We start from the raw sequence: 23,001 nt of genomic DNA on the forward strand, positions 1-23,001 counted from the left end.
TTTCCGAGCCAGTGTTATTCTCATCGCGATCGAGAGTTCCGGACGTGGAGACGTTGAGCCCCGCGAATATCGTCGTGGCGACGGACGAGCGGTTCGCCATGCCGCTGGCGGTGACGCTCCGTTCGCTGCTGGAGACCGCCGACCCCGGCGGCCGGATCCGTCTGTTCATCCTGGACGGGGGCCTGACCGACGAGACCCGGCAGCGGCTCGCCCGGAGTTGCGCGGATTCCCGGATCGTCGAGATCTGCTGGCTGCCGATCGACGCGACCACGGTCGGGGAGTTGCCCGTTTCGGGGCACTTCAGTCCGGCGGGTTACTACCGGATCCTGATCCCGAAGGTTCTGCCGGCGGACGTCGGTCGCGTCCTGTATCTCGACGGCGACCTGCTGATCCGGAGGGACGTCCTCTCCCTCCTCTCGCTGGAACAGGGGGATCACCTCTGTCTCGCCGCGCAGGATTCCGCGTGTCCTTACTTCGACAGCTTCGCGGCGCTCGACGACTACCGTCGCTCGGCGCCGTACATCGTCGCCCGCCGGCCTGTTCCCAACGCTCCAGAACTGGGGATCGAGGGACGTCAGCCGTATTTCAACAGCGGTGTGATGGTGATCGACGTCGACGGCTGGCGGCGGGAATCGGTCTGCGAGCGGCTCGTCGAGTGCCTTCGCGTCAACCGGGACTTCGTGCGGTGGTGGGACCAGTACGCGCTCAACGTGGTCCTGGCGGGGCGGTGGGGGCCGCTCGACCTCCGCTGGAATCAGGGGACGCACGTCTTCCAGTACCCCTCCTGGCGGCAGAGCCCGTTTCCGCGGGAGACATTCGAATCTCTCCGCGACGATCCATTCATCGTCCACTTTAGCTCGCCCGTCAAACCGTGGCACGCGGAGTGTCGCCACTCCTACCGCGACGAGTGGATCCGGCACCTCGACCGAACGGAGTGGCGGGGCTGGCGGCCGACGCTCCATCCGCTGCGGCGGCTGGGGAAACAGGCGTACTGGCTGCTCCGGGAACGGGTTCGACGGTCCTTGCGGCGAACCCAACTCATTCTCAATGAGGGACTTGTGCGTTAGTGGCCGGCGGCCGCGGTGGCAAGCTGCCGCCGCCGGATTTCTGGAAATCCCATGAAGACCCAACTGGTCAGGGGTCTCGGGGGGTGGGTAGTGTGAGGCCGTGATATTCAGGAGTGCCGCGCTCCGCCGACCCTGTTGCGCCGGGTGACCGTGAACGCAGGACCCCCATCCTACACCCTGATCGACCCCCTCATCTCGACCGCCACGGTCGACACGATCGAGGGGACGCATCCGCGCCGCCGCGCCGCTGTCCGAGTGCAGCGGCTGCTGCTGCCCCGTTCCGTGGTCACGAATGCCCCGCTCGTGGCGTTCGATGTACTGCTGTCCGTCGCCGTGCTCCTGGCGGCGTTCTCCGTCACGATCTGGATCAGCCAGGCCCCTCACGACGTGCGGCAGCTGGTCAACTTCCACACCTCGCTGGCGGTCCTCTCGCTCTCAATGTCCGTCGTGCTGGGACTGCACCACGCCTCGGGAATGAATCCGGTCCTGGAGCTGCGGCAGCAGGTCCGCGCCGTCACGGCGTCCCATGTTCTGCTGCTGATGCTGGGAGGGATGTTCGGTTCGGTGGCGGGGTTCGAGACCTGCGCCGTGGGACTGAGCTGGGCCGGCGGCTGTGTCTTCCTCCCCGTGGGGCGGACGATCCTGCGCAAGATTCTGGGGCGGCAGCGGTGGTGGGGTGAGCCGGCCCTGATCGTCGGCGATGGGACCGGCTGGCAGGAGATCGTCCGGTTCGTTCAGGACTGCCCGCAGCGCGGCCTGCGGATGGTCGGTTCGCTGGGAGTCGCGGAGGCCTTGGCCGTCCCCTCGGCGGAAACCAAATCAAAGTCTCCGACCTCCACTGGCCTGGGTCGGCTGATCGGCGAGATCCATCCGGACTGGGTGATCGTCGCCGCTCCCGATCAGGACATGACGGTCGTCCGCAAGGTCGTCTCGGCTTGCGCTGGCGTGCGGAACATCGTCATCCTGAACGGCGCCGCGGCAATCCCGACGCTGTGGACCCGGTCCTACGAGTGCGCCGGGATGTTCGGGACCCACCTGCAGGACCGGCTCCTCTCCCGCCGGATGCAGTTCCTGAAGCGGGCGGTCGACATCGTCGGCGCCCTTGCGATCGGGCTCCTCGCCCTGCCGGCGATGATCGTCGCGGCGATCATCATCAAGATCCGTTCGCCGGGGCCGGTGTTCTACCAGCACGTGCGCGTCGGGCGGGGGGGACGCTGGTTCAAGACCCTCAAGTTCCGGACGATGGTCAAGGACGCGGACCGGGTCCTGAAGGACTATCTGGCCCGCCATCCCGAGCTCCAGGAGGAGTGGGACCGCGACCACAAGCTCCGCCACGATCCGCGGATCATTCCCGTCGTGGGTCGGCTGCTGCGCCTGACGAGCCTCGACGAGCTGCCGCAGCTCTGGAACGTTCTGCGGGGGGAGATGAGTCTCGTCGGTCCGCGGCCGATCGTTTCTGAGGAGGTGGCGAAGTATCAGTCCTGGTACTCGCTTTACACGCAGGTCCGGCCGGGGCTGACCGGGCTGTGGCAGGTCTCGGGCCGCAACGGCACGTCTTATGAGGACCGAGTTCGTCTCGACGCTTACTACGTTATGAACTGGTCGCCGTGGATGGACATGTACATCCTGCTGCGGACGGTGCGTACGGTGTTGTGGTGCGAAGGGGCTTGCTGAGACCGTCGCAGTCGGTTGCTGAGCCGACGACTGCACGACGGGGGCATCGGCGAAAACCGAAATCGCCAGCCAACCGGGTCCAGGGGCACCCTGGTCAGGGAGTGCAGGGGGAAGAATTCCCCTTGCCCGCCGGAGGCCTGGCTCGTCGGAAACTATCTGAAGGAGCACTTGTCCAAGCGCGGACCACGTGTCGTAGGCCCCCTCACCACCCCGCGGGGATTGCAAAGCCAGCGGTGTGATGTGAGGGAGTCCTCAACGCCGGTTCCACAAAGGGGCATCCGTGTGTCCCACGGTTCCTCATGGAAATGCCGCCTGGGGTCAAGGGGGCGAGGCCCCCTTGACCCCAGGCGGCCGTAGCACGTTGGGTTTGAGCTATCGAGTCGTGCCGGCAAGGACGCGGTTCGGGCCGGCGGGACAAGCCATTCTGCCCCACGCCTCCCGCGCGGAACACCCTCTGTCGCCCGGTCGCGACTCCCCGGTGCCGCGGACGCTCAAGAATCGCTCGATCAAAGCTGTATCACCGGAGTGACCGGCGAGTGGGCGATGAGGGACTCGAACCCCCGACATCCACTTTGTAAGAGTGGCGCTCTAACCAACTGAGCTAATCGCCCCGGAAAAGGGATCGCGAATTCTGCGGGGCATTTCTCCCTCTGTCAATTCGCATCCCGCTGCGGTCCGGTAGAATACCACACCGGCCCCTCCCGCGGAGGGACGGCCCGGTTTTCCGCCTGTTCCGAATGGTCCTCCGATGGTTGATCCCGTCCTTCCCGTCGTCAATCCCGAGATGCCCCCCATCATTCCGACGGAATCGGCCGGCAATCCGGAGGCGGTCAATCATCCGGAACCGAAGGAAGAGCAGCTGATCGAAGCCCTCAAGCAGGTCATCGATCCGGAACTGATGGTCAACATCGTCGACCTGGGACTGGTCTACACCGTCCAGATCGAGGACCGACAGGTCCAGATGGAGATGACCCTGACGAGTCCGACCTGCCCCGCCGGGCCGCAGATCATTCATCAGTCCAAGATGGCCCTGGAACAGGTTCCCGGCGTGGCGAAGGCGAATATCCGCCTCACGATGTCGCCTCCCTGGACGCCCGCCCGGATGACGGACGACGCGCGGGACATGCTGGGGATTTTCTAAGAGAGCTGCCGCCGCGGCCGAGAAGCTCAGGCGGATTCGAACTGCCGGACGGGCTGGACCTGGTAGATGTCGGTCAGGCGGATCATGAGAGTCCGCTCGAGACGTCCTTCGCGATTGCCGCGGAAGAAACAGTGGCCCAGGCAGTGCTCCGCGCGGTCCTGGAGGCCGATGACCGCCATCTCCTGCACGTTCAGCTCGACGGCGAATTTCAGCTCGTGGAGCCCTTCGACCTCCTGGCCGCGGTCGTACATCCAGCCGTGTTCGGTGGGGACCTGCCGTTCGATGTTCGGCCCGTGATGGATCTCGGGGGTGAACTCCAGCCGGGCCCAGCCGTCTTCGACCTTCTCCATCCGGATCCGGAGGACACAGCGGGCGGTCTCGAACCGCCGCTTCTGTGACGTCTTGTCCGGCGTGGGGATCGAGCACTCCAGGAGCGGAACTTCCGGCCACGTCTCGACGAGGTGCTCGCCGCCCGAAGGGAAGCCGTAGGGAAGGTGCTGGATCCGCTGCGTGGCGGATTTGCTGTCGGCCGCCAGGAGGGACTGGATGGCGAACGGCGGCGTCGAGGAGGCGAGGCCGTACTGAAAGCCGTTGTCCGCGAGGAGGCGGTGGCTGGCCGGGGAGGCGACGCTCACCTCGTTGAGATTGTTCCAGAGCGCCTTGCCGATCATCGGATCGCCGACGGCCCGGTCGGCCAGCATGATGTCGACGGAGACGGCGTCCTTGGGCTTGATGAGCGGGGGGAGGAACGGTTTGGCGGTCTGGTTTTGCACCGCTTTGCCGATGCTCAAAACGGTGCAGCCCGTCACGCTCGTGGGGAGCGCGAGGCAGGCGATCGATTGGAGCCAGCGCCGTCGGTTCACGATCTGTCGCGACAGAGTCTCAGCGTGCCGGCTGCGGATGTCGCAGCGGTCCGGAGGGCTTTTAGGCCGGAGACAGGGGCGCGGCAATTCGAAGTTCTGCCGGCGGGTGGCCGGAGGCGTTGGACCGGCAGGAGTTGCGGCTCAGGACTGCATTGCGGCGGCACACCCGGGATGGCGCCCGAAATCAGTCGCGGAGGTCATCGGCCAGACGCTCGATGATCGGCGGGAGGAAGGCGCCGAGGCGGCGGGCGGCGTCCTGGGCCTGGTCGCGGAGGCGGAGCAGGTCCTTGTAGCTGGACCAGCGTTTCCAGAGGGAGCCGAGGACCGCTCCGGCGCGGAGGAAGCCGCTCTTGCCGAAGATGGTGAGAATCTCGGGAGGGAGGTCTTCTGAGAGGTCGTCGCTGATGCAGCGGATGGCGAGGAACCGGACTTTGCGCTCGACGCAGACCTTGGCGACGGCGAAGGACTCCATGTCGACGGCGATCGCTCCGGTCCGCGCGGCGAGGGCCTGTTTTTCGGCGATGGTGCGGACGACTTCGTTGACTTGGAGGAAGCGTCCAACGTGGAGTCCCTTGGCCGGGTCCGCGGACATGCCGACGTCGATCTCGAGGGAGTCCTGGCCGTCGGAGATGGAGTTAGCGACGACGATGTGTCCGCGGCGGACTTCCGGGGTCAGGCCGCCGCTGAATCCGACGGAGAGGACCCATTGCGGCTCGTGGGCGTCGAGGAGGGACTGGGTGGCGCGGGTGGCGCGTTTGGTGCCGGGGCCGGATTCGACGGCGGCGATGCGGGTGTCGTCGTACATAGCGCCGCGGAAGACGAATTCGCCGCCGGTGTATCTCCGCAGGGGGAGGCAGCGCTCGAGGAACGGGGCGAGTTCCATGTGGAGGGCGGCGACGAGGCCGATGTCGGCGTGGGCGGCGCTGAGGCCCTGTGCGGCGTCGTGATCGGCGGATTCGTCGTGTTCGGTAGTCATCTCGCGGTTCACGGGGTGGGTCTTCTGGCGGGCTGAGGCGGTGGTGGGTTGTCTTTCATCATGGAGCGCCGGTAGCCGCGGTCAAGCGACCAGCGTCCCGCTGGACCGGGTGGGCGCGTTCGCTGGATGACGGCGGTCGGTGGGTGTGACGTTCAAAACCGGGTCCAGGGGGACCCTGGTGGGGGATGCAAGGGGGCCACGCCCCCTTGCCCGCCGGAGGCCTGGCCGTCGAGAGATGTCTGAAGGAGAGCGTGTCCAAACGCGGACAACGTGTCGTATGCCCCCTCACCAACACGCGGGGATGGCAAAGTAAGTGGAGCAATTTGAGGAACTCCTCCTCACCTCTTCGCACCTCAGCGCCTTCTCAGACTCAAATCTTCTTCTCCGGCTCCGGCCCGTTCTGCGGAAGGCTTTCCGGAACCGGGAGTCCGGAGAGCTCGCTCAGGGCGTTGAGGAGGAGCTTCTGGAAGGCCGGGTTCTCGAAGTCGTCGGTGTTGCCAAGTGATGCGTAGAAGGAGGTCCCGCCCCCTTTGCGGGTGAAGGTCCAGGCGATCGGTTCGGCCGGGGCTCCTTCGATGGTGCCGGTCAGGATCGGAGCGGTTCCGGAACGGAGAGGAGCGACCTTGTAGAGCGAGGCGGTCGAGGTGAACCCGTCGGCGGGGAGGCCGCGGGGGAGAGGGCCGTTGGAGGCGTCGGCGATCAACGTGACCTTCGTCGTCTTTCCTGCCGGGTGGTGATTCGTGTAGTTCCCGCCGAAGGCCTCGGCGTCCCATTCGGGCCACGCTTCGAATCCTTCCGGAGCGGGCATGTTCCGGAGGGACCAGGCGTGGCTGGCGGTCCGGATTCCGAGGATCGGCTTCTTGCTGGCGGCGAAGTCCCGGAGGTGCTTCATCGCCTCGGGGGCGAGGACGCGGCGGCGGGCGCTGACGAGGAGGATGTCGGCGTCGTCGATCAGGTCGAGGTTCGGAATGACGTTCCGCTCGGTGTCGCTGCCGAAGAGGAGCGTGACGTCGAAGTCCCGGCCGAGGACTTCACTGGCGAACTTGGGGAGCGTGACTTCCGTTTTGTATTCGTCTTCCGCAATGACGATGGCGAGACGGGGGCGGCGGTCGTGCCGGAAGCGGAGGGGGCTTCCGCCGAGGACCTGATCGCTCGTGATTGTGGGGCAGACGAACTTCTCGATGTGCTCGACGACGCGGTCGGTCCCGGTGAAGTGGCTGACGTAGGGCCAGCGGGCGGGGTTGTACATGGTGTCCGTCATGTCCCGCATGAGGACGACGTGGCGGCCATTCTTGGCCATCTGGCGGAGGCCGAACGGGCGGCCGAGGACGCACATGTTGGTGTGGACGCCGGCGAGGATGACGTTCTTGATGCCGCGGGCTTCGAGGATGCTCCAGACTTCATCCCCTTTGTCCGAGACGTAGTCCTTGGCTTCGTCGATCTCGATGGCGTCGGCCTGCTTCTTCCAGGGGAGGCGGGGGTTGCGTCCCTGGGCGGCGAGGATCTTGGCCCACTCGGCGTGTTCCTGTGGTTCGTCGTCTTCGCCGCCGTCGGACTGGTCGACGGGGTAGGTGCCTGCTTCTTCGGCGGGGATCTTGCGGCACCAGGAGGTGATGTCGGCGGGGAGCGTTTTCGACTTCAGAGTCGATCGGGCCCGGTCGCGGGCGGGCGATTTCTCGTAGTAGGCCATGCAGTCGCTGGGGGCGTGGATGACGGTGGCCCCCTGCCCTCGCAGGGATTGGACGACTTCGTTCAGGCGGGGGGCGAGTTCGGCTCCGCGCTGGACGGCCCGGAGGCAGTGGTGGGCGTCCCAGACGTCGCAGAGGATGATGGCGGTTTCGGACGGGGCCCAGGATTCGGGGGTGGTCCGGAGGTGATAGCGGCCGGAGCCAGTGGTGGTTTCGACGCGAGCGCGGAGGTGGAACTGGAGTGGTTTGGCGTCCTCGGCGGAGGATGTGGACCACAGGCTGGACAGGCAGAAGAGGGCGAGGAGCGGGGCAGCGATCCGCACGGGGGCGTCTCCAGGGAGGCCGTGGGGGAGGGACAGTGCGATTGTGGCTGTCGGGGCCGCGGTGTTCAACGGCGCACCTGCCGGCATAGCGTCCATTGCTCAATCCCAACGTGCTATGGCAGCCGGGGTCAAGGGGGCAACCCCTTGCCGCCGGAGGCGCTTCCATGTGGAACCGTGGGACACAACGGAGTTCCCTTTGTGGTACCGGCGTCGAGGACTCACCGCTCGCTTTCGAATCCCCGTGGGTTGGTGAAGGGGCATCCGACACGGTGTCCGCGCTTGGATACGGGCTCCTTCAGACGATGTCCGACGAGACGGCCTCCGGCGGGCAAAGAGGCGTTGCCCCTCTGCACTCCCCACCAGGGTGCCCCTGGACCCGGTTCTATGACACACCCTCCCCACCGAGTGGACTTGCGAATCCGCTTTCCATAACGTCCCAAACACGCTTCAACCGAAGCCACCAATCGACCCCCATGCGGACGGAGAGAGGAATGCGAAGCCTCGCGTGTTGCTTGATTCTCGTCGGGACCCTGATGCTGTCCCGACCAGCCCCCGCCCACGCCGCTGAACCGATCCGCGTCCTGATCGTCGACGGCCAGAACAACCACGACTGGCAACGGACCACCCCCTACCTCAAGTCGCTGCTGGAAAAGACCGGCCGCTTCGAAGTCTTCGTCTCGACCGCCCCCCCCGCCAAATCCCCCCCGGAACGCTGGAAAGGCTTCCGCCCCCAGTTCTCCGACTACGACGTCGTCCTCAGCAACTACAACGGCGAAACCTGGCCCGAACACGCCCGCAAAGCCTTCGAGGACTTCGTCTCGGCTGGCGGCGGAGTGGTCAACGTCCACGCCGCCAACAACCCCTTTCCCGACTGGCCTGCTTTCAACGAGATGACCGGCCTCTGCTGGCGACCCGCGGCCTTCGGCGACCGGGTCACCGTCGATGATGCCGGAAAGGTTGTCACGACCCCCAAGGGTGACGGCCCCGGAGCCGGCCACGGTCGGCAGCACCCCTACGCGGTCATCGTCCGCGACCGCGAACACCCGGTCATGAAGGGCCTCCCGGCCGAATGGATGCACCCGCAGGACGAGCTCTACCACGGCCAGCGCGGTCCGGCGACGAACATGAGCGTCCTGGCGACCGCGTTCTCCGACAAGGAGACCGGCGGCACCGGAGCCCATGAGCCGATGGCCTGGTGGATCCCCTACGGCAAGGGAAAAGTGTTCACGACGGTCCTGGGACACGTCGGCGGCGGACAGCCGCCGGAAACCTGGCCGATGCGCTGCCAGGGATTCCAGGCAATCGTGACCCGCGCCTGCGAATGGGCCGCGACCGGTGACGTCACGATCCCGCTTCCGAAGGAACTGCCGACCGCCAAGGACGTGAGTCTCGCGCCCGCGTGGTAAGAACGAAGCGGGCCGGCTGCAGCCATCGTCCCTGCGATTCTCCGCGGAGAGACACAGAGGCGGGGAGGAGATGTGACGGGTTCGCCCGTTTCTGGTCTGACTTTCGATCTGCATTTGGCCCGGTGCTTCCTGGCCGGGTACACTCGCTTGTTCGCCACTTTCGTCCTGGGACGTCTGTCATGAAGTTCAAGTCGCTCACTGTTCTGGTCGCCGCGCTGATCGCACTCCTCGGCGGTTCCGTTCGCGCGGAGTCGGTCTTCCTGGAAGCGGAGAGTTTCACGAGTCCCGGGGGCTGGACGATCGACACCCAGTTCACCGCCCTGCCGGCGATCGGATCGCCGTACCTGATGGCCCACGGCATGGGACGGCCGGTCGCGCCTGCGACGTCCCACTTCGAATCCCCGAAGGCGGGCACCTATCGCGTCCTCGTCCGGACCAAGGACTGGGTCGCGACGTGGAAAGTGCCCGGCACGCCGGGACGATTCCAGGTGGCGTTCAATGGGACGCCGCTGAAGCAGGAGTTCGGGACCGAAGGGGCCGAGTGGCACTGGCAGGACGGCGGCACGGTTGAGCTTCCCGCCGGGAAAGTCGCCATCGAGCTCCGGGACCTGACCGGTTTCAACGGCCGGTGCGATGCGATCTACCTGACGACGGACAAGAACGAGACGCTTCCGAATCAGGATCCCGAACTGCGGGCCTTCCGCCGCAAGGGACTCCATCTGCCGGCCACGCCGGAAGACCTCGGCAAGTTTGATCTCGTCGTCGTCGGCGGCGGGTACGCCGGAACGGCGGCCGCCATCTCGGCCGCGCGGCAGGCCCTCAAGGTGGCGCTGATCCAGGACCGCCATGTCCTCGGCGGCAACGGCTCCTCGGAAGTTGGCGTCTGGGCCCAGGGCGGCACGCTCCGCGGGAAATACCCGCACCTCGGTGAGATCGTCGAGCAGTTTGCCGACCGCGCGCCCGACAGCCCCGCCGCTCCGGAGCACTTTGTCGACGACCTCAAGGAACGCGTCGTCCGGGCCGAACCGAACATCTCGCTGTTCCTGAACCACTACGTCTACGAAGCCAAGACGAACGCCCAGACCGGCGAGATCGAGCAGGTCACCGCCCTCGACGTCCGGACTGGCGCCGACAAGACCTTCCGCAGCCACCTGTTCGTCGACTGCACCGGCCACGGACACCTCGGCGAATTCGCCAAGGCGAAGTTCGAGATGACCGAGAAGGGCCACATGGGGACCTCCAACATGTGGTACTGGCAGAAGGCCGACAAGGACCAGCCTTGGCCGGCGACTCCCTGGGCTCTGGAACTGGAAGAGGGGAAAGACTTCCCGGCGACTCACCTGTCGAAGTCGGAGTACGAGGGCGAAAGGTTCTATAAGGGAGAGTGGTTCTGGGAGAGCGGATTCGACCAGCACCCCATTCATGACCTCGAGAAGATCCGCGACTGGAACCTCCGCGCCGTCTACGGGGCCTTCACCTCGATCCACTCCAAGCCCGAGAACGCCACCGCGATCCTGCGGTGGATCAGCCCGGTCGGCGGGACCCGTGAATCGCGGCGTCTCGAAGGGGACGTCGTCCTGACCCGCGACGACATCGTCCAGCTGCGGGACTTCCCGGACGGCTGCGTGCCGACGACCTGGGACATCGACCTCCACTATCCGAAGCAGCAGTACACCAAGAAGGTGCCCGACAACCCGTTCATCTCGCGGGCCGAGTTCGGCTCCGGCGTCGATCGGAAGAACGGGTTCCCGGTTCCGTATCGCTGCTTCTACAGCAAGAACATCCCGAACCTGTTCATGGCCGGCCGGTGCATTTCCGTGACGCACGAGGCGCTCGGGACTGTCCGCGTCATGCGGACCTGCGGGATGATGGGCGAAGTGGTCGGCAAGGCGGCGTACGTCGCCCGCAAGCACAGCACCGATCCCCGCGGCGTCTACGAGAAGTACTGGGACGAGCTGAAGGTCCTCCTCGAGCAGCCCGGACACATGCGGCGGGAGAACTCCGTTGATCCCCTGAAGGCGGACGAGAAGAGCCTCGCCACGTTCCCCGTGAAGGGGACCTACCCGCCACCGAAGGCCGACTCGCCGAAGAACGGTGTGGCGGAGTTCGTGGGGGTGAACAAGCTGGAAGGGATCGTCATCGACGACACCGAGGCCAAGCTCGTCGGAACCTGGACCGCGGGAGCCGGGCTCCCGGGTTACATCGGCGACTGCTACGTCTACGCCGGCAAGGGGACCGATTCCACGGCGACGTACGAGTTCCAGGTCCCCAAGACCGGTAAGTACGAAGTCCGGATGTCGTGGGCCCCGCACGAGAACCGGGCCACGCTCGCCCCGGTCGTGATCCGCGGCGCCAAGGAAGGGGAGAAGACGCTCACCGTGAACCAGCGGAAAGAGGCGCCCCTGCCCCACGGCTTCGCGTCGCTCGGCGTGTTCACGTTCGAAGCGGGTGTTCCGGCCAGCGTTGTGCTCAACGCCAAGCTGGCGGACGGATTCGTCCACGCCGACTGCGTTCAGGTTCTCGCGGTCCAGCCGTAGCGGCCGCGAGTGTCGACGGACGCCCCCACGGACGTCCCCACAGTCCCCGAGGGAGATCGACGATGTCGAAGCGATCCGGTGGGCCGGCGCGGCGTCCGGCGACGATCAAGCCGAACCTCCAGAAGAAAATGCGGTCTCAACTGCGTCCGCTGAAAACGGTCTCCTCGAAGTCAAAGTCGGGGAAGTCCGGAACACGGTAGGTCGGAGACGCGGGACCGTTCCGGTTCCGTGGCGGCGTTTCTTCGGGAGCGGCCTTCTCCGGGGGGATTCAGACCCTGGCGACGCTTCAACTTGCGTCAACAGCGCTGGTTAAGATTGTCGACACGCTGCGGATCGGCACATAGGAATCCCGCCGGGCCGGCGTATCATGGATTGGGGTGATCTGCGGGTCGCCTCATTCCGTTCAGGAGAACGGTGTCCGGTCGCGAAGGAGATCCTGCCGAATGACCGATCGTCGACTGCGGGCCTTGGCCCTCCTCCTGCTGGGATTCCTGCTGCGGGCCGCGTGGCCGGAAGGGACGCTTGCGGCCGCTCCCGCCAAGAAGGCGGTCGCGGACGCCGCTGGAGACCGCGTCGGGCAGTTCCTGACCGTTGACGCGCCGCTGACGGACGACATCGTCCTCAACATCCGCCGTACGATCGACTCGCTCAAGACCCAGGCGGTCCAGGGGAAAAAGGCCTATCTCGTCCTCGAGATCCGCAAGGCGAGCAGTCCCTTCCACCATGCCTACGCGCTGGCGGACCTGATCTCGTCGAACGCCACGGTCGGCGTGACCGTCGTCGGGTGGGTTCCCGAGAAGCTGACCGGCATCCACGCCTTTCTCGCCCTCGCCTGTCACGAAGTCGTGATGGATCCCGAGGCGATCCTCGGCGATCTGGGGAACGGCCAGCCGCTCTCTCACGACGAGCGGCTCATCGTCCGCTCGATCGCCGAACGACGCCGCAACCGCAAGATCTCGCCCGAGATCGTCGACGCCCTCCTCGATCCGCAGGTCTCGCTGGTCCAACTGTCCATCGAGACCAAGCCCGGCGAAACCGAGAAGCGGATCACCACCTCCGACGGGGCCAAACGGCTCCGCGAGACGGGGGCGATCATCCGCGATTCGAGCGTCGTCAAAGAGGAGGGGGAGCCCGCCGTCTTCACGGGCGAGCAGGCCCGGGCCCTCGACATCATCGCCGTCCAGACCGCCCGCGACCGGGGAGAGATCGCCACCCTCTATGACCTCCCGCTGGAAGCGCTCCGCGAGAAGAAGATCGACGCCGGGCCCGTCCAGGCGGCGGTCATCGAAGTCCGCGATTCGCTCGACGCCGTGAACGCCGCGTTCATCAAGCGGCAGATCGACCGCGCCCGGAGCGGGAACGTCCAGGCGATCGTGTTCCTCCTCGACGGACCCGGGGGCTACAACTACGAGTGCCTCGACCTCGCCCAGACGCTGGCCAGCCTCGAAGGCCAGAACGTCCGGACCGTCGCCTTCATCCCGAAGCAGGCGACCGCCGGGGAGGCGATCATCGCTCTCGGGTGCGACGAGATCTACCTGGCGCCGGCCGCCACGATCGGCGAGATCGGCCTTGCGATCGAGCGGCTCCCCTTCCGCGACCGGGAGAACGCCCGGCGGATTCTGGAGCAGAGCCTCGAAAGTCTGGCGGAGGCGAAGAATCGCCCCACCGGGCTGCTCGACGCGATGCTCGATCCGGACAAAGAGGTTTTCGAAGTGACCCACGCCCAGAAGGGGACGCGGTCCTTCATGACCGAAGACGAGATCGCCCGCGCCGGCGGGGACTGGGTCAAGGGGGCGCTCGTGCCGGAGTCCAAGCGCGGCTCGCTCCTCAAGGTCGACGGGATCCGGGCGACCGAGCTGCGGATCGCCCAGGGGACGGTCTCCGATCTCGATGAACTCCGGAATCAGCTTGGGATCGCCCCCGATGCCGTGCTCCGTCCCATGAAGAAGACCTGGGTCGACAGCCTGGTGTTCCTGCTTAACCGGCGGGACGTCACGGTGCTGCTGTTCTTCATGATGATCCTCGCCTGGTACTTCGAGGCGGTGACCGGGACCGGGGCGTTCGCCATCCTTTCCTTCCTCTGCATGGCCCTCTTCTTCTGGAGCCGCGTCCTGGGAGGGACGGCGGACATGCTGGAACTGGTGCTGTTCGTGGCTGGGGCGGGATTCCTGTTACTCGAGATATTTGTGATACCCGGATTCGGGGTCTTCGGAGTCAGCGGCATCTTGCTCATGCTGGCGGCGGTCATCATGGCCAGCCAGACCTTCGTGGGCTCGGTCGATCCCGAGCGGGACATCATCGCGGCGGCGAAGACGCTCACCTCTCTTGGAGGGGCGGTGACGGCCGTGATCGTGGCCGGGGTGATCCTCAGCCGGTTCCTGCCGCGGATCCCGGTCCTGAGCGACATCATCCTGGCTCCGCCGAACGTTGAGGCTCTCTCAGAAGGGCCGCGGCTGCGTCCCGACGTACTGGATGAAGCGGCGGTCCTGATCGGAAAGACCGGGAAAGCGGTGACGATGCTCCGCCCCGCCGGCAAGGCGGAAGTGGACGGCCGGCTCCTGGAAGTTGTCAGCGAAGGGGGCTTCATCGCCGAGGGGGCGCCGATCGAGATCATCCACGCCTCGAAGCAGCGGGTCGTTGTCCGCGCGGCCACGCTGGCGTAGGTCGCACTTCCCCCAACCGTTTCCGCGAAATGAAAAACGCCGGCCCATTCGGGCCGGCGTTCGTCATTGGCAACCGGGACTTGCACCGATCGACTACTGGATCGGCGGCGGCGAAGGAGGCAGCGTCGCCGGGTTCACCGGGGCGAGCGGGGCTCGCGGCGGCGGGGCGAAGAAGTCTCCGGCCGAGATCACCTTCGGCATCGGCGTCGTGGCGGGTTCCGGCGTCGGAGCCTGGGCAATCCGGGTGACCGGAGCCGGAGCGGCCTGCGTCACCGGCGCGGCCGGAAGCGCGGGAGCGACCGGGGCGGCCACGGGAGCCGGCTTCGCGGGGGCAGCCTGTACCGGAGCGACCGGAGCCGCGGCGACCGGCGGAGCCACCGGAGCGGGCTGGATCACCGGAGCCGGCTGGACCGTGATCGCGGGAGCGACTGGCTTCGCGACGGGCTGCATGGCGGCCTGGGCCGCCGGCTGAGCCGGTGGGACGGCCGGCTGGGCCGGAGTCTGGACGGGAGCCGGAACCGGAACCGCGGCCTGCTGCCGAGGCTGGACGGCGGGCTGCTGGGCCTGGACCGGCTGCCCGGGCTGGATCGGCTGCCCGGGCTGGATCGGCTGACCAGGCTGAGTCGGCCGCTGCGGCATCGCCTGCTGCTGCGGCTGGGCGGTGCGCTGAGCCGGCGCCGGCTGCTGCGGCCGGGCGGCGGTCGCGGCAGGCTGGGCAGGCCGCTGTTGCGGTGCCGCGGCCTGCTGAGCGGGACGCTGCTGTTGCTGCTGCTGCGGGACCGTGGCGGCCCGCTGCTGCTGTTGCTGCGAAACCTGGTTCGGCTGCCGCGTCATCTGCGGCTGGTTCGCGACCGGCTGGCGAGCCTGCGCCGCGGCGGGCTGCTGGACGGTTGGCTGCTGGACGGCCGGAGCCTGCGGAGCGGTGGCCTGAACCGCCGGAGCGGCCGGGGCCGCGGGAGTGGCGACGGGAGCCGGGACGGCCGGCGTCTTCGGGGCCACCGGGGTCTGGGGAGCGGCCGGAGCCGCGGCCTGCGGAACGGCGGCCGGCTGCGGGATCGGAGCGGGGTTCGCCGCTGTCTTCAGCGGGGCCGGCTGCTGCGGAGCGGGCTGCTGGGCCACCTGCTTCGGCTGAGCCATGTTCGAGCCGGTGAAGGCGAAGACCTTCGGGTCGTCGATGATCCACGGCGTGGACCAGGTCCGGCCGTCGTCCGCCGAGCAGACGTTAAAGAAGATCGTGTTGAACGTCTGGCCCGGGATGCCGTAGGGCAGCGACGAATAAATGTGGTCGCGGGCGGTCAGATCATCGACGCCGGGGCTGGCGAAGTAGTGGCAGCGGGCGTCCGGCGAGACCGACATCCCGAAGGTCCACCAGCCGGTGGCGGTGATCTTGGGACCGGGGACTTCGTGGCCCAGGCCGTCGGCCCGAATGAGGATCAGGGCGTGATCCCCTTCCTTGTTCCCCGGCATGCTCTTCGGATTGAACTGGATGAAGAAGCCGGGGTAGTACGGCTCCATCTCGGTCACGGTCTCCATCCGCGACCCCTTGAAGAGCCGGCGGCCAAAGCTGACTTCCTTCTGCTTCTCCATCGGACCCTGCATCCCGGCCCGGATGCCGAAGGTCACGCCGTTCCGCTGTTCCCACTGGTCCCACTCGGGGAGATAGACCCGGACGGTGTAGTTCGGCTGGGCGCCGACCCGCATCGGCTTGGCGGCCAGGATGAAGTCGTCCTGGGCCTGCTTGTGGCCCGGGCGGCCCGGAATGCCGGAGTCGCGGGTCCGCAGGTAGAGGGCGCCGGTGCTCCCCGGGAGGCCGTTCGGCGGCGTGTCGACCCGCTTGATGACGTCCGGGCTGCCGCGCTTGGGGCTTTCGTTCCACTTGCGGTTCGAGGCGAAGCCGAGCGGCTGGCGGATCTGCTCGTCTTCTTCCTTGCTGCTCTTGGGCCAGTTGTGGGTGTAGCCCCAGTTGGCGTCTTCGAGGTCGTCCGTGTTGACGAGCGTTCCCGTTCCCGGAACGACCTGGGCGGACGCGGTCTGGCCCCCAACGACGGATCCGGCCAGCAGAGCCGCTCCGAGAATTCCCTTATGCCATCGCAAGAGTGCGGTCATGAGCAGTTCTCTCATCCTGACTGCGAGATCGTAGCGCCCGCCCCCATGCGTTCGCCGACCAACATTGGCTGAGGTATCGGCGAGGGCGGATTGGTGACTGACGCAATTGGCTGCAAAGTCCGCGCGGGCGGGGCGGGCAAGATGGGAAGACGCCGAGGGCGCGGGCGACTGCAGCCTTCCGGGAACGTTCCGTGGGGCCGGCCGCCGCCGCCGGATACACTGCAGCGGCTGTTTCCGCCGATCCCCGCGCTCACTCCTTCCACACCATGCCTCTTGTGCCACTTCCCCGGATGGTCCGCGTTCATCAGACCTTCGAGTCGGTCCGGATCGACGACATCCGCGCCGCCACGCTCCGCGAACTGGAGCGGCTCGATCTCGGCCGGAAGGTGAAGCGGGGCGAGACGGTGGCGATCACCGTCGGGAGCCGCGGGATCGCGAACATCGCGACGATCACGAAGGGGATCGTCGACCACATCAAGACTCTCGGCGGGGTCCCGTTCATTGTCCCCGCGATGGGGAGCCACGGCGGCGCGACGGCCGAAGGGCAGCGGGACCTGATCGCGGGCTACGGCGTGACTGCCGAGGCGATGGGCTGCGAGGTCCGTTCCTCGATGGACACGGTCGTCGTCGACACGACCCCGCAAGGGATCCCGGTCCATTTCGACCGCAACGCCTCGGAGGCGGATCATGTCGTCGTCGCCGGGCGGGTCAAGCCGCACACGGGGTTTGTCGGCGAGATCGAATCGGGGCTCCACAAGATGATGCTCATCGGCCTCGGGAAGCACCGCGGCGCCTGCATCTACCACAAGGCGATCAAGGATTTCAGCTTCGGCGAGATCATCCACGCGGTCGCGGACGTGGTCCTGCGGAAGTGCCGCGTCCTGGCGGGACTGGCGATCATCGAGAACGCATCGGACGAGACGGCGCTGATCGAAGCGGTGGCCCCTGCCGACTTCTTCGAGCGCGAGCGGGCCCTGCTCAAGCAGGCTCGCGCGTGGCTTCCGCGGCTGCCGGTGGCGGATGTCGACCTGCTGATCGTCGACGAGATCGGAAAGAACATCAGCGGGACCGGGATGGACACCAACGTCGTGGGGCGGAAGTACAACGACCACGCGGCGACGGAGCTCGACGACGCCCGCTGCCGGCGGATCTATATCCGCAGCCTGACGGAGGCGACGCATGGCAACGCCTGTGGGCTGGGTCTGGCCGAGTTCACGAACCGCCGGACGGTCGAGCAGGTGGATCACGCCTACACGAAGGTGAACTGCATCACCGCCGGCCACCCGACCGCCGGGATGATCCCGCTGGTCTACGAGACCGACCAGGAGGCGATCAGCGACGCCCTCCAGACGATCGGCCTGACCGCCCCCGAGAATGCCCGCGTGGTCCACATCCAGAACACGCTCCAGCTCCACGATGTCTACGTCAGCGAGGCGTGCCTCCCGGAGGTCCGGAAGGCGTCGCACATCCACGTCGAAGGCGAACCGGCCGCGATGGCGTTTGACGCTGATGCGAATTTGCGTTCCGTCAGAGAGCAGTGCGGCGGGACAGAATCCCAGCCGTGAGAGTCAGGGAGCGGCGATCTTCTCCGCGGCATGCTGGGCCATCACTTGGACATAGACGTGCGGGTCCCTTGCCACGTCTTCCAGCGAGGGGAGCGCCGGGCGGCCGGCCGGCCCCAGCTCGCCGAGAGCTGTGGCGGCCGCGGCGCGGACATCCGCGTACTCGTCTTTCAGGGCCGCGATCAGCGGCTTGATCGTGGTGTCGGCCTCCGCTCGGAAGTGTCCCAGCCCGGCAGCGGCCTTTGCTCGCACGGAGGCCCGCGGATCGCGAAGGGTCTTCAAGAGCGCCGGAACGACGACGTCCTGAGGCAAGCCGATGTCCCCCAGGGCCAGCGCGGCTGCGGTGCGGACGTTCCGATCCTCGTGCTCGAGCCGCGCGATCAGAGCCGGGACAGCCGATTCGGCTCGTGCTCCAAAGCGGCCGAGTGTTTCGATCGTCCGAAGGGGCGGCGTCTCCAAGGGGGATCGAACCTTGGTGAGCTCGGTAACCAGCAAAGGGATCATTTCCGGACCGATGTGGACAAGGACCTCCGAGGCGGCCGCGCCGACGAGAAAATCCTCTAGGTACGAAACGAGGAGTGGGCCCGCTTCTCGGGCCGAAGGGCCGATGTTGCCCACGATCGTGATGAGCTGCTCGTCTGGCCAGTCGGCCTCTTTGAGCTTTGTCAGTATTGCCGGCAAGGCGGCTGCCGCACCTGGCCCAATTCGGAGAAGGACGTCCTCCACGACGGTCAGCTCCGCGTCCTTCTCGGCCTGCAAGGCTTGCTGCAAAACGTCGCGGTTGGCCTCCAGGTCCAACCCGACGAGCGCGGCCCCCGCGACGGCCTGGACTGACTGTTTCGGGGAAGCGAGCAGTTCCCTCAGGGGGCCGATGACTGACCTGGCAGCCGGTCCGATCTTGACGAGGGCGACGGCAGCCTCAGCATTGCCGCTTCGGACCTTGTCCAGCACGAGGGGCACGGCATCGGCTGCTGTCGGGCCGAATTCACCGAGTGCCTTCAGAAGCTCAGACTGAGCAAACTGCAGATCCGGGTGTTCCATGGCCTTCATCAGTGGTTCAACCGATTCCGTTCTCTTGTACTTGGCGAGCGCAAAAGCGGCATGCACCGCTACCTGCCTTAGCCCGGCGAGGTCATTCGAAACCGCGTAGTGATACGCTTCCGAGTCCTCCAGGAGTGCCGTCAGAGTCGGAACGACGCGGTCTCCCGCAATACCGATGTCGCCCAACGCGGTGGCGGCCGCGCCGCGTACTGATGGCCCAGAATCTTTCAGCATCGAAATCAGAACCGGCACCAGCGGAGCGGCCCTCTCGCCATGCTGTCTAAGGCAGTTCACCGCCAAGACGCGCACGTGCTCGTCTGGATCCTCCAACAACCGCGCAAGAACCGGAATGGTGACGTCCCCGGAGGTGTCGATGCGCGACAGAGAGAAGAGGATGGCTCGACGGAGGGGGATGTCCTCGTCGCTGAGTCGCCTTATCAGCGCTGGAAGTGCTCCCTGCGCGCGGGGGCCAACTTTCCATAGCGCCAGGACCGCCTTTCTGGCACTCACCACACGGCCAGTGGCGACGACGTCGCTTAATGCCGGAACCGCTTCTGTGCCGATGGCTTCCAGAGCCTCTTGCGGCGTCCTCGCTGTTGGGAGTACGGAAGGAATTCGCCCTTCGTCCTCCAGAAGCTTGATCAGGCTGGGAATTGCGGATCTCGCTTCCGGGCCGATCGCAAACACGGCGTCCAATGCCGCGTCCTGCCTCTTCGGGACGCCGCTTTCCAGAGCGGCCACGAGTTCGGGCAAGTTCTCGGGTGAGGGGGGAGCTGCCTCGGAGGGGAGCGAATCGAACATCACCGGCCAGAGAACGACCAGCCACGTCAGGCATCGGCGAAGGGAATAGACGGCGTTCATCAAAGGCCGACGTTCAAGGGGATCTGGCCTTTCCCTCGGCCGGAAGGCGATCCTTCACAACTTCGGAGCGGACGACGATGCTGCCGATCGTTTCTGCGACCGCTCGCGAATCTTGGCAAGGGAGGCTTCGGGAATCGACTTGATGAGCTCCCGCGTGTACTCCTTGATCGGAGCCGCATAGATCAGGTCCGAAGGGCCCGCCTCGACAATCTTCCCCGACTGCATGACCACCATCATGTCGGACATGAACTTCACCACGCTCAGGTCGTGGCTGATGAAAATATAGGTCAGTCCGCGGCTCTGCTGCAGACGCTTGAGGAGGTTCAGGACCTGCGCCTGGACGCTGACATCGAGGGCCGAGACCGACTCGTCGCAGATGATGAACTGCGGCTCCACCGCGACCGCCCGGGCAATCGAGATCCGCTGCCGCTGGCCGCCGGAGAACTCGTGGGGATACCGCCCCAGGTGGCTCGGATCGAGGCCGACCTCCGTCAGCAGGCTCGCCGCCCGATTGCGACGGTCGGAGCGGGAGGTCCCGAGTCCGTGGACCGACATCGCCTCCGTCAGCATCGCTTCGACGGTCATCCGCGGGTTCAGCGAGCTGTACGGGTCCTGGAAAATGATCTGCAGGTGCCGCCGGTACTCCTTGAGCTTCGCGCCGCTAAGCTCGGTGATGTCCGCCCACCGGAAGAGGATCTGGCCCTCCGTGATCGATGCCAGCCGGGTGATCGCCCGGCCGGTCGTCGTCTTGCCGCACCCCGACTCGCCCACGAGGCCGAGCGTCTGGCCGGGGTAAACGTTGAAGCTGACGTTGTCGACCGCCTTGATATGGCCGACCGTGCTGCGGAACACACCTTTGCGGATTGGGAAGTAGACCTTGAGGTTCTTCACCGACAACAGCGGCGTCGTCCCCGGCGCGACGAACTGCGTGTCGGACGGGAGCTGCGCCCGGAGCTCCTGCTCGGTGCCGCGGCCGATCTCGGCGACCGGCGAGAGGAGCCGGCCCCGGCCCATGGTCGTCATGTCGAGGAGCCGCTTCGGATCGAGCGACTTCTCGCGGATCTCGTACGACCCGTCCTCGCGACGGGTTGAGTCCATGAAGTCGGCGACTGTCGGCAGGATGCGGTACTTGGTGTCGAGCTGCGGCCGGCAGGCCATCAGCCCCTTTGTGTAGGGATGTTTGGGCGCGGCGAAGATCTGGTCGACCGGCCCGTACTCGACGAGCTGGCCGCGGTACATCACGGCGACGTCGTCGGCGATCTCCGCGATCACCCCCAGGTCGTGGGTGATGAAGACGATCCCCATGTGCCGGTTGTCGCGGAGGTTCCGAAGGAGGTCGAGGATCTGCTTCTGGATCGTGACGTCGAGGGCGGTTGTCGGTTCGTCGGCGATGAGCAGCTTGGGGCTGCACGAGAGGGCCATGGCGATCATGACCCGCTGCTTCTGGCCTCCGGACATCTCGTGGGGATAGCTGTCGATCCGCTGTTCGGGGTTCGGGATGCCGACTTCCTTGAACAGCTCGATCGTCCGCCGGCGAGCCTCGGCCGCGGACACCTTCTGGTGCTGGCGGATCGCCTCGGCGACCTGGTAGCCGACGCGGTAGACCGGGTTCAGCGAAGTCCCCGGCTCCTGGAAGATCATGCTTGCGTCCGCGCCGCGGACTTTCCGCATCTCCGCTTCCGGGAGATGGATGATGTCCTTGCCGAGGAGGGTGATCTTCCCCGCCGCGATCTCGGAGGAGGCTGCGGGGAGCAGACGCATGATCGTGAGCGACGTGACTGACTTTCCGGATCCCGACTCGCCGACGATCCCGAGGGTGCGTCCCGCGTCGACGGAGACGCTCAGTCCGTCGACCGCTTTGACCACTCCCCCTTCCGTATGGAAGTAGGTTTTCAATCCCTCGATCTGCAGCAGTGGGGCCATCCAGCCTGTCCTTTCTCGATCCAGTCGTTTCTGGAGGATGGTCAAGCTGCGAAAGCCTGTCAACGAGTGTCCGGTGCATTCGCCACTTCGAACCGCGTCCTTGCCGGCACTGGTCCGTCACAGAGCCCGGAGTGCGTCCGCGTCTGATCCTTGGTCAGGCTTGGTGGGCTCCGTGTTTCGCGAATCGGAAGGTCTCGAACCAACGAGGCACGGAGGGGAGGAAGAGGGGGCCGCAGATGAACACGGATGGACACAGATAAGAGCCGGAGTGCGCGGCCCGAACGGGCATCCGGCACTTCTCCGAAAGCAGACCGGCAACTCGGCCCACCCCGTCGTCGTGCCTCATCAGCCTTTGGATTTTGAAACACAGAGGGCACAGAGACGTCAGAACCCAGAGGGCGCACGGGACTGGGGGCATCGCATTCCCTGCCTTGATCTGTGTCCATCCGTGTTCATCTGTGGCTCCCCTTCCTCTCCCGGAAGCACTTCACGACCTCTCTCGTTCGTTGGTCCCTCTCCGCGTTCTCTGTGACTCTGTGTTTCAATCCTCTTCTTCTTCCGGCCTTCTCCGATGAGGTAGCTGCAGATCGCAACGATGACTCCGCCACAAAGCCCACTCTTCTGGACCTCGGCTGGGGGGATCGACATCCGGAGATTGCCCATCCTCTCCGCGTGACCTGATCTGTTGTGGAGGGCCCGCGATTTCGAACGAAGTCCGGCCGGTATGAGATGAAACTCTTGCGAGTCCGCACGAGCCGTGGGTAATCTCCCCCTCCACACCCGACGCATGGAATTCGCGTCGACGACGACATCATGGAGGATCGCTGAATGGGCACGCTGCGCCTTTTCTCTCCCGACGCTCTCGTGGATCAGGCGGATGACTCGGAAGTCGCCATCCTGCCACTCCGTCGCCCCACTGTCCGGTCGCGATCGACCGATCAGCTTCGCATCCTGAACCGCGCCCGGATGCGGTTCGCGAACCGCATCTGCCCCTGCTGCTGCCGGGCGGCGGTCGCCCCCGTGGAACTCAAGGATTGCGAATACGACCGCTGCGGCCGCGAAATCCCGGGGACCGGCACCGTCGTCGGATTCAGCTGCGAACGCTGCGGCCACGAATGGCCGGCGCATCGGCCTGAAGCGGTCTAAGGCGACGTGGTCGGGCGGAGGGAC

General features: G+C 66.3%; 15 protein-coding genes and 1 tRNA gene. 9 read left to right on the top strand and 7 right to left on the bottom strand.

Annotated elements, in window-relative coordinates; all coding sequences use genetic code 11:
• The first annotated feature begins 53 nt into the window (after nt 1–53).
• Both VT03_RS30200 and wbaP read left to right on the top strand, forming a co-directional pair.
• Entirely contained in the window at nt 54–1,067 is a 1,014-nt protein-coding gene (locus VT03_RS30200) for a glycosyltransferase family 8 protein (protein ID WP_156514851.1), read from the top strand.
• A gap of 150 nt (nt 1,068–1,217) precedes the next feature.
• Nucleotides 1,218–2,741 (top strand): undecaprenyl-phosphate galactose phosphotransferase WbaP, encoded by a 1,524-nt coding sequence (gene wbaP / locus VT03_RS30205; RefSeq protein WP_197489124.1) that lies wholly within the window; start codon nt 1,218–1,220, stop codon nt 2,739–2,741.
• 537 nt (nt 2,742–3,278) lie between these two features.
• Here the strand turns inward: wbaP and VT03_RS30210 are convergent.
• A tRNA-Val gene (locus VT03_RS30210) sits at nt 3,279–3,352 on the bottom strand.
• Between the two features lie 173 nt (nt 3,353–3,525).
• Here VT03_RS30210 and VT03_RS30215 point away from each other — a divergent pair.
• Nucleotides 3,526–3,882, top strand: coding sequence for a metal-sulfur cluster assembly factor (locus tag VT03_RS30215; protein WP_082846846.1), 357 nt, complete (start codon nt 3,526–3,528; stop codon nt 3,880–3,882).
• Nucleotides 3,883–3,908: 26 nt separating this feature from the next.
• On the opposite strand, the gene VT03_RS30220 is transcribed toward VT03_RS30215, so the two are convergent.
• From VT03_RS30220 to VT03_RS30230, 3 genes are all read right to left on the bottom strand, one after another.
• Nucleotides 3,909–4,745 (bottom strand): hypothetical protein, encoded by an 837-nt coding sequence (locus tag VT03_RS30220; RefSeq protein WP_075096439.1) that lies wholly within the window; start codon nt 4,743–4,745, stop codon nt 3,909–3,911.
• Between the two features lie 184 nt (nt 4,746–4,929).
• A complete protein-coding gene (locus tag VT03_RS30225) occupies nt 4,930–5,721 on the bottom strand; it encodes a hypothetical protein (protein WP_075096440.1) in 792 nt (263 codons plus the stop codon).
• Between the two features lie 370 nt (nt 5,722–6,091).
• Nucleotides 6,092–7,732, bottom strand: coding sequence for a ThuA domain-containing protein (locus VT03_RS30230; RefSeq protein WP_075096441.1), 1,641 nt, complete (start codon nt 7,730–7,732; stop codon nt 6,092–6,094).
• A 491-nt stretch (nt 7,733–8,223) separates the two neighbouring features.
• Here VT03_RS30230 and VT03_RS30235 point away from each other — a divergent pair, with 491 nt between their 5' ends.
• The 4 genes from VT03_RS30235 (at nt 8,224) to VT03_RS30245 (ending at nt 14,338) form a co-directional block, all read left to right on the top strand.
• Complete coding sequence (locus VT03_RS30235; protein ID WP_075096442.1) at nt 8,224–9,138, top strand: ThuA domain-containing protein; 915 nt, start codon at nt 8,224–8,226, stop codon at nt 9,136–9,138.
• A 179-nt stretch (nt 9,139–9,317) separates the two neighbouring features.
• On the top strand, nt 9,318–11,675 hold the full coding sequence (locus tag VT03_RS30240; protein WP_075096443.1) for an FAD-dependent oxidoreductase: 2,358 nt from the start codon (nt 9,318–9,320) through the stop codon (nt 11,673–11,675).
• 62 nt (nt 11,676–11,737) lie between these two features.
• Nucleotides 11,738–11,875, top strand: a complete 138-nt coding sequence (locus tag VT03_RS33890; RefSeq protein ID WP_156514853.1) for a hypothetical protein — start codon at nt 11,738–11,740, stop codon at nt 11,873–11,875.
• Nucleotides 11,876–12,118: 243 nt separating this feature from the next.
• Nucleotides 12,119–14,338 carry an NfeD family protein gene (locus VT03_RS30245; RefSeq protein WP_075096444.1) on the top strand — a complete coding sequence of 740 codons (2,220 nt, stop codon included), beginning with the start codon at nt 12,119–12,121 and terminating at the stop codon, nt 14,336–14,338.
• 93 nt (nt 14,339–14,431) lie between these two features.
• Here the strand turns inward: VT03_RS30245 and VT03_RS30250 are convergent, their stop codons facing one another.
• Complete coding sequence (locus VT03_RS30250; protein ID WP_075096445.1) at nt 14,432–16,444, bottom strand: hypothetical protein; 2,013 nt, start codon at nt 16,442–16,444, stop codon at nt 14,432–14,434.
• Between the two features lie 290 nt (nt 16,445–16,734).
• Between VT03_RS30250 and VT03_RS30255 the strand changes: the two genes are divergently transcribed.
• Complete coding sequence (locus tag VT03_RS30255; protein ID WP_231870557.1) at nt 16,735–18,009, top strand: lactate racemase domain-containing protein; 1,275 nt, start codon at nt 16,735–16,737, stop codon at nt 18,007–18,009.
• Nucleotides 18,010–18,012: 3 nt separating this feature from the next.
• Here VT03_RS30255 and VT03_RS30260 read toward each other — a convergent pair whose 3' ends face one another.
• Both VT03_RS30260 and VT03_RS30265 read right to left on the bottom strand, forming a co-directional pair.
• A complete protein-coding gene (locus VT03_RS30260) occupies nt 18,013–19,908 on the bottom strand; it encodes a HEAT repeat domain-containing protein (protein ID WP_075096447.1) in 1,896 nt (631 codons plus the stop codon).
• Between the two features lie 54 nt (nt 19,909–19,962).
• A complete protein-coding gene (locus VT03_RS30265) occupies nt 19,963–21,831 on the bottom strand; it encodes an ABC transporter ATP-binding protein (protein WP_075096448.1) in 1,869 nt (622 codons plus the stop codon).
• Nucleotides 21,832–22,659: 828 nt separating this feature from the next.
• Between VT03_RS30265 and VT03_RS30270 the strand changes: the two genes are divergently transcribed.
• The gene (locus VT03_RS30270) at nt 22,660–22,977 is read left to right on the top strand and encodes a hypothetical protein (RefSeq protein ID WP_075096449.1); all 318 of its coding nucleotides are present in this window, start codon (nt 22,660–22,662) and stop codon (nt 22,975–22,977) included.
• Nucleotides 22,978–23,001 lie beyond the last annotated feature (24 nt).

The organism is Planctomyces sp. SH-PL14 (assembly GCF_001610835.1).
GTDB lineage: Bacteria > Planctomycetota > Planctomycetia > Planctomycetales > Planctomycetaceae > Planctomyces_A.